Annotated in this window: 9 protein-coding genes; all 9 read right to left on the bottom strand. The window is 59.6% G+C overall.

The window, feature by feature from the left end; genetic code table 11:
- Positions 1-287: 287 nt before the first annotated feature.
- Positions 288-1,793 carry a type VI secretion system contractile sheath large subunit gene (gene tssC, locus MYY08_RS05630; RefSeq protein WP_038628504.1) on the bottom strand — a complete coding sequence of 502 codons (1,506 nt, stop codon included), beginning with the start codon at positions 1,791-1,793 and terminating at the stop codon, positions 288-290.
- Between the two features lie 2 nt (positions 1,794-1,795).
- On the bottom strand, positions 1,796-2,323 hold the full coding sequence (gene tssB / locus MYY08_RS05625; protein WP_190296483.1) for a type VI secretion system contractile sheath small subunit: 528 nt from the start codon (positions 2,321-2,323) through the stop codon (positions 1,796-1,798).
- Between the two features lie 78 nt (positions 2,324-2,401).
- Entirely contained in the window at positions 2,402-3,424 is a 1,023-nt protein-coding gene (gene tssA / locus MYY08_RS05620) for a type VI secretion system protein TssA (protein ID WP_288013749.1), read from the bottom strand.
- Between the two features lie 21 nt (positions 3,425-3,445).
- Positions 3,446-4,156, bottom strand: coding sequence for a type VI secretion system-associated protein TagF (gene tagF / locus MYY08_RS05615; protein WP_190296481.1), 711 nt, complete (start codon positions 4,154-4,156; stop codon positions 3,446-3,448).
- 16 nt (positions 4,157-4,172) lie between these two features.
- On the bottom strand, positions 4,173-7,793 hold the full coding sequence (gene tssM / locus MYY08_RS05610; RefSeq protein WP_288013746.1) for a type VI secretion system membrane subunit TssM: 3,621 nt from the start codon (positions 7,791-7,793) through the stop codon (positions 4,173-4,175).
- Between the two features lie 3 nt (positions 7,794-7,796).
- A complete protein-coding gene (locus tag MYY08_RS05605; RefSeq protein WP_038628513.1) occupies positions 7,797-9,035 on the bottom strand; it encodes a DotU family type VI secretion system protein in 1,239 nt (412 codons plus the stop codon).
- 22 nt (positions 9,036-9,057) lie between these two features.
- Positions 9,058-10,401, bottom strand: a complete 1,344-nt coding sequence (gene tssK, locus MYY08_RS05600; RefSeq protein ID WP_038628516.1) for a type VI secretion system baseplate subunit TssK — start codon at positions 10,399-10,401, stop codon at positions 9,058-9,060.
- 12 nt (positions 10,402-10,413) lie between these two features.
- Positions 10,414-10,938, bottom strand: coding sequence for a type VI secretion system lipoprotein TssJ (gene tssJ, locus MYY08_RS05595; protein ID WP_038628518.1), 525 nt, complete (start codon positions 10,936-10,938; stop codon positions 10,414-10,416).
- Positions 10,939-10,965: 27 nt separating this feature from the next.
- The gene (locus tag MYY08_RS05590; protein ID WP_038628520.1) at positions 10,966-11,469 is read right to left on the bottom strand and encodes a hypothetical protein; all 504 of its coding nucleotides are present in this window, start codon (positions 11,467-11,469) and stop codon (positions 10,966-10,968) included.
- Between the last annotated feature and the right edge of the window lie 365 nt (positions 11,470-11,834).

Below are 11,834 nucleotides of genomic sequence, written 5' to 3'. Positions count from 1 at the left end.
GTCCCTTTCCAGCCATGAAAAAAGCGTAATAAAAAGAATTTAAAAAGAATATGCCGAATGAGATAAGACTCAAAAAATGCGCAATGAGTTGCAGCAGTATGGTTTTGATCAGCTTCAAAGCATTTTCCCCCTTTTCTCTTTTGCCCAATATGCTTTTTACCTTTACCCAGGGAACCTACCAGTCAGGTATTAAGATTAGTCATAGCCTCCTTTTATCAGGCTGACCAGGTAACCCTTTTTTACGGGCAGGCCGGGTATGCGCCGGGCATAACGCCCGGCGCCATCACTTACGCATCGTTGGTTTTCAGCGAAGGGAGTTTGGAAACCAGACGCAGCGATACAGTCAGTCCTTCCAGCTGGTAATGCGGACGCAGGAAGAATTTCGCGGCGTAGTAGCCCGGATTATCTTCAATCTCTTCCACCATCACTTCCGCTGACGCCAGCGGTTTGCGGGATTTGGTTTCCTGCGAGGAGTTGGCCGGATCGCCATCCACGTAGTTCATTACCCAATCGTTCAGCCAGCGCTCCATCTCTTCGCGCTCGCGGAAAGAACCGATCTTGTCGCGCACGATGCACTTCAGGTAGTGCGCGAAGCGGCAGCAGGCGAACAGATACGGCAGGCGCGCCGCCAGACGCGCGTTGGCGGTGGCGTCGGCATCGTGATACTCCGCCGGTTTTTGCAGCGACTGCGCGCCGATAAAGGCGGCGAAATCGGAGTTCTTGCGATGCACCAGCGGCATAAAACCGTTTTTCGCCAGCTCGGCCTCACGGCGATCGCTGATGGCGATTTCGGTCGGGCATTTCATATCTACGCCGCCGTCGTCGCTGGGGAAAGTGTGGCAAGGCAGGTTTTCCACCGCGCCGCCCGATTCCACGCCGCGAATCGAGGTGCACCAGCCAAACTCTTTAAACGAGCGGTTGATGTTGGCCGCCATCGCGTAGGCCGCATTGGTCCAGGTATAGTTACTGTGGTTGGCGCCTTCGGTCTCTTCTTCAAAATCGAAGCTGTCTACCGGATTGGTGCGGATGCCATACGGCAGGCGCGACAGGAAGCGCGGCATTACCAGGCCCAGATAGCGCGCATCTTCCGACTCGCGCAGACTGCGCCAGGCGGCATATTCGGTATTCTGGAAAATCTTGGTCAGATCGCGCGGGTTCGCCAGCTCTTGCCAGGTTTCCATCTGCATTACGCTTGGCGCGGTGCCGGTGATAAACGGACAGTGCGCCGCCGCGCCGATGCGCGCCATTTCGCCCAGCAGCTCAACATCCTGCGGGCTGTGATCGAAATAGTAATCACCCACCAGGCAGCCAAACGGCTCGCCGCCGAACTGACCATACTCTTCTTCATAGATCTTCTTGAAGATAGGGCTCTGGTCCCAGCCCACGCCTTTGTAGCGCTTCAGCGTGCGGCCCAGCTCCTGCTTGGAGATGCTCATAAAGCGGATTTTCAGCATCTCGTCGGTTTCGGTGTTGTTGACCAGATAGCTCAGGCCGCGCCAGGCGCCCTCCAGCTTCTGAAAATCTTCATGGTGAATGATCTGGTTAACCTGACGTGACAGCTTTTCGTCGATTTCAGCAATCAGCGCCTGGATAGTGCGGTAAGCGTCGCTGGAGACGGTAATGCTGTTTTCCAGCGCCTGCTGCGCCAGGGTTTTCACCGCGCTTTCCACCGCGGCGCGCGCCTGATCGCTTTTCGGACGGAACTCTTTGTTCAGCAGGGCGCTGAATTCATCCTGATTCCAGGACTGCTGTTCCTGCTGCGGCTGTTGTTGCTGTGATGGATTATTGCTCATCGTTATTCCTCATCACCTTTGACGTTTTCTTCCGGTTTCGCCAGATGGCCCAGCGACTTCAGCAGCGTCGGATCTTGCAGAATTTTTGCAATCAACTCTTCCGCGCCGTTTTTACCATCCATATAGGTCAGCAGGTTGGAGAGCTGCGTGCGCGCTTCCAGCAGCTTATTCAGCGGTTCAACTTTGCGCGCCACCGCGTCGGGCGAGAAATCCTCCATGCTTTCAAAGGTCAGATCGATGTTCAGCCGGCCTTCGTCGGTCAGGGTATTTTCCGCCTGGAAAGCGACGCGCGGCTTCAGCGCTTTCATGCGCTCATCGAAGTTGTCGATGTCGATCTCCATAAATTTACGCTCATCGACGCCCGGCAGCGGTTCCACCGGTTTACCGACCAGATCGGCCATGACGCCCATGACGAACGGCAGTTGGATTTTGCGCTCAGCGCCGTAGATCTCCACATCGTATTCAATCTGTACGCGTGGCGCGCGGTTACGGGCGATAAACTTCTGCCCACTGGATTTTGTCGTTGCCATGATGTTCTCCATCAGATATGCGCGGTAAAAGTCAGCAGCCGACGCGTCAGGCCAGGCTACAGGATAGAGGGCTGCGGCTTAGTCGCGGCGGCCAAAAATATTTTCCAGCTGATGCACGCCGTCCGGCGCGAGGTCGCGGATAATCTCCATAAAATCGAGTTCAATGACCCGTTGCACGCGATCGATCATTAACGGCGCCGGATGACTGGGTTCATAACGGGCGAAGTATTGCTTCACCTTCTCCAGCGCCAGCTGCACGTCGGCGCGCGAGGTAATGTCGCTGCTGCGCCAGTCGGCCTGCATACGCGGCGGCGCGGCGGCCGGACGGCTTTCAACGATGCTCTGCTCCGTCTGCGAAGCGGCGTCGCCGCCCGGCATTAGCGTCGTCAGGTCAGTGGCCTGACACGCCTGCGTCACCAGGCTCACCATTTTTTGCAGCTGCGCCATTTCCGGCGCGCCGCTTTCACCCAGATGCTCTACCAGGGTTTCACGGATAGTTTGTAAACGCTCACTTATTTGAAAAAGCGCTTCAGTGGCGGGCTGTTCGCCGCGTGCCAACTCATCATTCAGACGAGGACGGCCACCGGGGTAGTCCACGACTTCGGTTTTGCTGCCGTCCAGCAGCGCGCAGGCGTCGCGCAGGGAGATCTGATCTGCGGCGCTGCGCAGAAGCGGCGCCTGACGCACTGCGGAGGTGAGCGCTGACTTATCGCCCAGCGCCGCCAGCGCGTTGATACGGTAGAAGGGATCGCGTTCGCCATATTCTTCCAGCAGCGGCCAGAGCGGTTCCCAGTAGAGCAGCAGCGCCTGCTCAATCAGCTTCAGACCGCTGGCGTAGCCCGGCAATCCTTTCATCTGCGTCCAGGCGTGAGTAAGCGCCAACATTACGCGCAGATCTTTAGTGCGGTTCAGCAGTCCGGTCGCCAACTTTTCGACTTTGTTCCAGTCGGCGGGCTCAGCAGGGATAATAGTGTCGCCGAACTGCTGTTCAGGCTTACCTTCGCACGCCTGCATCATCGCCATATAATCGGCGTCATACTCCAGGTTCTCCCCGCACGGTTGTTCACTGCTAATCGGGGCCAATAGCGCATCGATGTTCATCGCAATCCTCGCAATAAAAAATCAGTCAAACATGGGCGGATAAAGCCCGTGTCGTCCCGGTCGCGCGCCGCCTGCCGGGTCGAACAGCAGCGAAAACAGCTGGCCGGTAAAGTTGCCGCTGTGCAGATGGGTGTAAAGCGGATAGCCATCGCACTGATTGGTCCACCAGAAGCTGGTGTAGCGCTGCGGATCGAAGCACTCGGCCACCTGCTTCCAACTGAGGTTGGTGGCGTTTTCGCCATAGCCGATAACGTCGAGAATATCGGAGCGCTGCGATGCATCGGGCAGCGGCGGCGACGGGATTGCCAGCAACGCATCATCCAACTTATCGGCGGAGTAGCCGTTGTTCACTGCATGCAGTAGCGTACGCCCCAGCTGCTGATACCATTCGCCAGCCAGCACGAGGCGGGCGTTTGACCACTCCGTCGGCGTGAAGCTGAACAGGGCGCAGACCGGATACTGACGCCCCACGCTGTCGCGCGCGGGCAGCAGGCAGCCCATCTGCACCAGCTGGCTGCCCAGCATCGGCGGCACCACGAAATTCCATACCGGCGCTTTGGCGAAGCGCTGCGTCTCGCCCGGACGCTGTTCTTCATTTTTCTGCCAGTTCAGCAGCCCGACCTGAAACCAGTGGGTCCACTGTCGGGCAACGGCATCAGGAAAACGACGCTGGAGAAAGTCGCCGGCGCTGGGCAATTTCCCATACCAGCCGATCGCAGGGGAGTGGCTCATAATCTTTTCCTTGCAGTTATGGGCATGCAAAGCCAGGAAGCTGGAACGGGTTACGGATGCTGTTCGGCGTAAACTCCAGCGTGACGCGATGGCCATCAACGTTAAATGTCGCCTGCCGGCTCAGGCTGTTGCCGCCCGCCGACAACGCCGCGCGGTCGAAAAAGCGGTTCAGCGCCCAGGCGCCGTTTGTCACCAGGGCCGAGGTGGTGCCGTCCGCCATACCCAGCTGCATGCGCACCTGGCGGGTGCCGCCGCTGCCGGGCCAGCTCATCAGCTGCACCGCCTGCGGACCATGGCTGTAGCGCAGCAGCTGACCATCCACATCCAGCGTCAGGTTGAGAATATCGTTGTCCATACGCACCGTGCGGATAGTGACGCGGAACGACGGCATGGTCGCGCCGTTAGCGAAAAAGGCATCGCGGATGCTCTGCGCCTGCTGGAAAGGACGCAGCAGCGCCTCGCCCCCCGGCAGGCTTTTGCCGTCAATGCCCGGTATAAAGCGCCAGCTTGCGTGGGTGGTGTCCACTTTGGTCGCCAGATTATCGCGGAAGAAGCTGTCCATCAGGCCGGTACCGGGCGCGAACATGTGCGCCAGATCGTCCGGGGTGACTTCGCTGCGGCCATTGCGCGACAGCGGATAGCGTCCGCCGATCGCCTGGCGGCAGAAGCTGCCGACCTCGACGTTGATGCGCTTGCGGACGTTCTCCATATCGCGGCGCTGAGCGTCGCTGCTGGCGCCGACCGCCAGGTGGGTAAACATATTTTGCAGCGATCCCGGCAACCGTCCGGCGCTGGCCTGCAGCCGGCCGATCGTTTCGCCCGACGGCGGCGGCATGCCGCTGTTGGCGGCATCCTGCACCGCCGTCAGGTAGCGATAAAGCTCATCGATCTGCTTGAGAAAATCATCGAAGACGATGGTTTTGCCGCCCTGCTCCAGCGGCTGAGCCAGCTCAATCACCGGCGCATAATGTTCAGTGACCCGCTGCTCCGGCGTTTGCGCCGCCGTCGCCGCTTGCGCGGGCTGACGCGCACGGAACAGCGCTTCCAGCGTGCGGGTGACGCTGTTGCTCTGATCGCCCGTCTGCTGTTGCGTTTTCTCCGTCGGCAGCCGCTCCAGCATCAGATAATGGCTCAGATTCACCACCAGCTTGCGCAGCGGCGAATTGCTGCCGGAAAGCAGCCGCGCGCTGTTAATGCGCTGCGACAGATCGGCGCTGTTGTTGAGCTGGATATCGCTCAGCAGCTCATCCCAACGGCGCATAAAGTCTTCCATATAGCGCTGACGCACCGCGTTGTTGGTCTGCTGCTTATCTTCATCGGCGGTCGCGCCGCCCAGCACCCAGACGTCATCCTTGTGCAGCGCCGCAGTCACCGCATCGATATTTTTATCGAAGCGGTTCCAGTATCCTTCCGGGGTAAAGAGTCCGGGAATGCCTTCGCTTAACGGCTTGCCGCTTTTACGGGTAAACACTAACTCGCTCTGCGGACCGCCCAAATCGGCAAGGGAAACCGGCGGCAAATTTTCATCCTGTTCCAGCAGGCGTCTGAGGCGGCCATACACGCGGCCGGACAGCGGCATCTGATTAATCAGCGCCTGCTCGCGCTTTACCAACACGTCGTCGCGAGCGTAAGGCGATGCCTGAATCTGCGTCTCCAGCAGCTGCGCCAGATGACGATCCAGCTGGCTTAACTGCGCCTGGGTGACATTCTGCGGCAGGCTGCGCCGCACGTTCAGCATCACCCAGGCATGCAGGAATTTCCCGTCGTAATGCTGCGGCTGATAGAGCATCTGGTACGCCTTCAGCGCCTCGTAGCTGTAATCGGCGTCGCTGCCGTTGTCGCCGCGCAGCCAGCCGGTAATCAGCTGGGCCACCTGCGGCAGCAGCAGCTGCTTCAGCGATTTTTGGTAAAGCGTCTGCGTCGCGTCGCTGACTTCAACACCGCGATAAAGCCTCATGCGGCGCGTTAACGGCGGATCGTTCAGGTCGAAATCGTTGCTTTCCGGCAGGGTAAGCACGCTGTTAAGGAACGGCAGTAGCGCAAAGAGATCGCTCTCGCCGCCGGACTGCAAATTCTTGCTCTGTTCGGCGACGCCCGGCACTTTCGCCTGCACCTCCTGCAGATAGCTTTTATTCTTGCCGTAGCTGGTCAGCCACAGCGCCGATACGACAATCAACAGCGCCAGCAGGCCCGCATAGCCGGACCACAGAACGGCGCGATTGCGCAGCTCCCACCAGCGGTTGCTGCCCGCCAGCCCCGCTTCCTGAAAAATAACGTTGGTCAGCAGATCCTTCAGGAAGAAACTCTGGCCTTTATTTGCCGGAATCGGCGCCTCTTTACGTACGCTGTCCCAGGCGCCGCTATCGCCGCCCTGCTCGCCCGCCTGCGGCAGATGCAGCGCGCGGCTCAGCTCACCCATTACGCGGTCGAAAGGCAGGCCTTCCTGGGTACCGCTGGCGAAATAGATGCCGCGCGGAGAGAACTGGGTTTCAAAATTGGAACGGGCGAAAACGGTGTTGAGGTAGTCCGCCAGCAGCGGACGCAGCGCGGCGAACTCTTGCGGGAACAGATAGCTTTCCGCACGCGCCTGCGCGTCGCTCTCCATAATCAGCGTATCCGCCAGGCCCGCGTCCAGACGCTGTTGCAGCAGCGCATATTCCTGACTGAATGCGCTGGCGAGATCGAAATCGGCCAGCTTCGCCCGCTCCCACGGAAAGGTGAAGCCCCAGATCTGTTCGCGCTGCGCTTTATCCAGCTTCGAAAACCAGGCGCGGAAGCCTTTCAACAGGTCCGCCTTGGTCACCAGCACATAGACCGGAAAACGGATGCCCAGCTGTTCATGCAGCTCCGTCAGACGCTGACGCAGATTCAGCGCCTGCTGCTGCGCCGCTTCCGCCGATTGAGTTAGCAGATCCGAGACGCTGATGGTCACAATCACGCCGTTAATCGGCTGGCGTCCGCGATATTTACGCAGCAGATCGACAAATTTCTGCCATTCGCTGGCGTCCTGCGCCTGCTGGCTCTCCTGCGTGGTGTAGCGCCCCGCCGTATCCAGCAGCACCGCTTCGTTGGTGAACCACCAGTCGCAGTTGCGGGTGCCGCCGATGCCGCGCAGCGCGGTTTTGCCGAAACGGTCCGCCAACGGAAATTGCAGGCCAGAGTTGACCAGGGCAGTGGTTTTGCCCGCGCCCGGCGCGCCGATGATCACATACCAGGGCAGCTGATAGAGATACTGGCGGCTGAAGCGCTGCGCCCAGAAAGGGTTGCGGCGATCGGCGCGGTTGAAGTGCGCCTTTTTCAGCAGCCGCGACGCTTCATCGAAGCGTTCGGCCAGCACCTGTTCTTCATTAGTCAGCCGCTTGCGATCGCTGTCAACGCCCGGCTCGCCGTGGCTCAGGCTGCCCATCAGCTTGCGGTTGATCCAGGCGTTATACAGGCGCGGCGCCAGATTGCTAATTCCCCAGACCAGATAAAGCAGTCCGATGCTGATCAGGCGATTCTGCTCCGACTCCAGCGGACGCGAATCGACGATGGAAAAGACCGGGCCGATAACCCAGATGATAAAGGAGAGCGCGGTGATGCCAACGAAGCCCCACATCAGCCGGCTGGTTATAATGGAAAACAGTATGTTCAGCATCTGTCAGTTCCCTTGCTGCAGTCCGTTTAGCTCCGCGCGCGTATTTTCCGGCGAAACTAACAGTGTGATCTCCACCCGACGATTGCGGGCGCGGTTCTCAGGCGTGGTGTTGGGAACCAGCGGGTTGGTTTCGCCACGGCCTTCCGCCTTCGTCCGTCCGGGTTGCGACAGATGTTTTTGCAGCATTTCCTGCACCGACTGCGCGCGCGCCAGCGACAGCTCATAGTTAGAGGCGAAGCGGGCGCTGCGGATCGGCACGTTATCGCTGTAGCCGGTCACCAGGATTTTGCCGCTGACGTTATCCATCGCCTGCGCGATACGGTCGATCACCGCCTCGTAGCGTCCGCGCACCGCGGTGGAGCCGGAGGCGAACAGGCCATCCCCTTTCAGCGTCACCACGCTCTGATCCGCCTCGTCGCGTACCGCCACCAGCCCCTGTTCGATCTCAGGGCGCAGGAAAGCGCGCAGGTTCAGCACCGCAGGCGCGCGCGGCGCCGGGTTGCGAATAGTCACTTCCGGCAGCGGCGTCTGGTAAACGGAGGCCAGCACCGGACTGGTCACGTCGCCCAGCCGCCAGTTGAGAATGATATAGAGCAGGCAGGCGAGGAAGCCGACAAGGGCGGCGCAGGCCCAAAGCGGCACCACCGGCCGCCACATTTTACGCATCACCGGCTGATCTTCGGGATGAGGCGACAGCGCCGGCGGGTAGCCGCCGCGCACGCCGCGGATCATTTGCAGCAGCCGCTGACGGATGGTTTCCAGCTGCGAGCGGCCATTATCCAGCACGCGGTAGCGCCCTTCGAAACCCAGCAGCAGACAGTAGTTGATCAGCTCCAGCAGCAAGATATGTTCGCGCGGATTCTGCGACAGCTTCGCCAGCAGCTGAAAAAACTTCTCGCCGCCCCAGGTTTCGTTATGAAACGTCACCAGCAGGCCATTGCCGGGCCAGACGCCCCGGCTTCCCCACGGCGTCAGCGCCGCCGCCTCGTCCAGCGCGGTGCAAAGACAGTAGCGCGCGCCGACGATCACCTCGTAAGGAAGACCGGCGCGCTGGCTGTTTTTCTCAAAGTGGCGCACCTGATCGATCAGGCGCTGACGCAGCGCGGCCGGATCGTCATGCGTAACGGAGTGACGGATCTGCGGGATCGCGTTAAGCAAAGGATTAGCGGCGGCAACCAGCGGGTTATTGCTGCTGGCGCCGGAAAAGGCGGCATCGCTGCCGGTAAAATGTCGTTCCTGCATGGTGAGCGCTCATTCTAACGTTTCAGACGGACTGGCTGCGAATTGCCCAGAACTCCATATCCAGGCCGGGAAATTCGCCCGCCAGATGCAGCGCAAACGCGCCCGACCTTTCCATCTCTTTCCACAGATCTCCGCCCTTCTCCAGCTCGAAATAGCTGTAGCCGGCGTGCCACGGGATCTGCGGCGGCGCGGTCGGCATTGCGCGCAGCACCAAGCCCGGCAGCTGAAGCTGCACCAGATCGCGGATTTTGGTTACCGGAGCCACCTTCATCTGCGCCGGGAAGTGCGTCTGCAACGCTTCGCCCGGCACGTTGGCGCGCACGGCAAGCACGAACCCGAATTCGCGCACCATCGACGCGTCCGGCACCGTCGCTACGTTCAGCCCGTGAGAACGCTCGGTTAGCGGCAGCTGCACCGCGCTCTCCTCCATCACCAGCGACAGCCCCTGGCGCAGCAGCAGCATCAGTTTGCTGAAGCTGCGGGCGATATCGTCATGGTCATAAACGGGCAGCGCGGCGTCCGGCGAACGCTGCGGCGTCCAGGTCGACAGCTCGGCGGCAAACGCCAGCCAGTGACTAAACAGCTGTTCGGGATGCAGCAGCGGCAGGTTTTTCAGATGCGAGACCAGACCGAGATGATGATTGATCAGCGCCAGCAGCATGAAATCGACCATTTCGGCGGTATTGAAACGGCCGGGCTGACGCAGGCGCTGGCCGATCTGCTGGCTGCGCTGCGCCAGCAGTCCATGAATATCGTTCAGATAGTCAAACAGCAGCGGATGATTGATGGCGTTCAGCATCGGCGGAATGTAACCCGCGTCGAGGCGCAGCTGTTTGTCGCCGCGCTTTTCGATCACGCGCGTTACGCCGATAGCGGTCCATTCGGCGGTCAGCTCGCTTTCCAGCATCAGTTTCAAACGCAGCTTGCCGAACTGCACCGCCGCCGGGCCGACGGAGATGGCGTTAAAGTCGTCTACCTCGCGCTCGAAGCTAAGATAGCGCGCCAGCGAATCCGCCGACTCGCTGAAAATCACCTCTTCGCGGCCGTTGCGCCGCGCCGGCAGGGCCAGCACCACGTCGACATTGCTCTGGTTATCCGCGATCTCCAGCGGCGCGGGCGCCTGGCGAGGATCCTGAAAGGCGAAGTGGGTGCCGTCCGGCAGCAGGCCGCTGGCGGCGCTCAGGGCGATTTTCCCCTGGCGCAGCATCGCCTCGTCGAACTCCAGGCTGGTAAAGCCCCACAGGTACGAACGCTGAGCGGCGCCCCAGTCGCGCAGCGTGCTTTGCAGGTAGCTTTCCGACTGCTGGAAGTGATGCGGGCGCAGGAACATGCCTTCGCTCCAGACCACCTTTTCTGCTTTGTTCATAATGGCTTTCCGTTATTCCGCCGTTGACGCGGACTTGCCTGCGACGCGCACGCCGCGGTTATCGACGATAATGCTGGCCTGCAACGCGTCATCCGCTTCCTGCCAGTGGGCATCTGAAGCGGCCTCGCCCGGCGCGGGCAGCGCTAATGAAAGACGCCACTTTTTGCCGTTGAGTGACTGATACTCAGCCATCACGCCGATATAGCGCGCTTCAGGCGTGCGTTCTACGGTAAGGGTTTTATTGCGTTGACCCGGCATTAAGAAGAACTGCTCGCTGTTGAGCAGGTTGCCGCCCAGCACGGTTTGCGCGCTCGTCTGCAACGAATAAAAATCCGCAGACATGAAATCGGCGTCCGATTTCAGCAGCAGCACGCGCAGCTTTAGCGGCGCTGAATCATTAACCGGTGGCCGCGCCTGAAATAACAGACGGTAATGGGAAGGATCGCTGCGTGAAAATGATATACAGCCTGCCAGCAAGGTAAGCGCCGTCAGGAAAAGCGCCTGCTGACACAGGCGCAAAAAGTTTCGTTGTTTCATAATGGATTACCCATTACTGACACGTTATTAATCGATAATCCATGTGCCGCTGCTGCTGTTCTGGCACGCTTTGCTGTCGCCATCCACCGCGACGCAGGTTTTCTTTTTCGCCGGCTGCGTGGCGCGAACGCGTTTACGGCGCTGATCCGCCTTGATGGTCTCTTCATAGAGCGCGCTTTTCACCACGGCGCGCAGCGGCACGTAGCCAATCAGCTGATCCTGATCTTTCTCAGCGATGGCGAGCCAGTTGTTCTCCACGCGGCCCAACACGGTATAAGGCTGGGCATTCTCCAGATGGCGTACCACCTTGCCGCCGAAGTCGGGACGGCTCATCACGGAAGCGTTATAAAGCGCGCGGTACTCTTCGTTCACCGGTGAGAAGGTGTGCGGCGGCGTAATGGCATGGCGATAAGTCAGCGTGACGCCATCGACGGTGCTGGAGACGATGGTGTCGTCATTGACCGGCGGCGGCGACTTACAGCCCGCAACGCTTAATACAAAAAGCAGACCTAATGCGATTCGAATTTTCACCACGATCCTCATGTATTTATCCCAATTAATTAACAAAAATGATTATGCCGCGCAGGGCGGCGCACAAGTTATCGCCTGCGATGGAGTCAAAAAAGGTGTAGCAATAGCCGGCCGTGCCAGGTAAACGCACAGCAGCAGTCCGTTTCGCCCTTTGCAGGCCAACGGCGCGATTGACAAATTATTTGCGTGTTTGGATTGTGTTATAGCGTCGCAAATGCACGATTTGCTCAACATAAAAGAAGACGGGTGACCGGAAACGCAGCGCGCGTCATCCTGACGGCGAGGATACAGTGAAGCATCCTAAACCATTTCTTATCATCCCTGATTGCATTCCTGGTATTCTCTGGTGAAGTGTTCTGACTGGC

It is taken from the genome of Mixta sp. (genome assembly GCF_024610815.1).
GTDB lineage: Bacteria > Pseudomonadota > Gammaproteobacteria > Enterobacterales > Enterobacteriaceae > Mixta > Mixta calida.
The sequence above is the reverse complement of the archived record's forward strand: the minus strand, read 5'-3'. Positions and strand labels throughout refer to the sequence as shown.

Coding starts and splice junctions, on each gene's coding strand:
- tssC (WP_038628504.1), bottom strand. CDS start 1,793: ATGAGCAATAATCCATCACAGCAACAACAGCCGCAGCAGGAACAGCAG.
- tssB (WP_190296483.1), bottom strand. CDS start 2,323: ATGGCAACGACAAAATCCAGTGGGCAGAAGTTTATCGCCCGTAACCGC.
- tssA (WP_288013749.1), bottom strand. CDS start 3,424: ATGAACATCGATGCGCTATTGGCCCCGATTAGCAGTGAACAACCGTGC.
- tagF (WP_190296481.1), bottom strand. CDS start 4,156: ATGAGCCACTCCCCTGCGATCGGCTGGTATGGGAAATTGCCCAGCGCC.
- tssM (WP_288013746.1), bottom strand. CDS start 7,793: ATGCTGAACATACTGTTTTCCATTATAACCAGCCGGCTGATGTGGGGC.
- MYY08_RS05605 (WP_038628513.1), bottom strand. CDS start 9,035: ATGCAGGAACGACATTTTACCGGCAGCGATGCCGCCTTTTCCGGCGCC.
- tssK (WP_038628516.1), bottom strand. CDS start 10,401: ATGAACAAAGCAGAAAAGGTGGTCTGGAGCGAAGGCATGTTCCTGCGC.
- tssJ (WP_038628518.1), bottom strand. CDS start 10,938: ATGAAACAACGAAACTTTTTGCGCCTGTGTCAGCAGGCGCTTTTCCTG.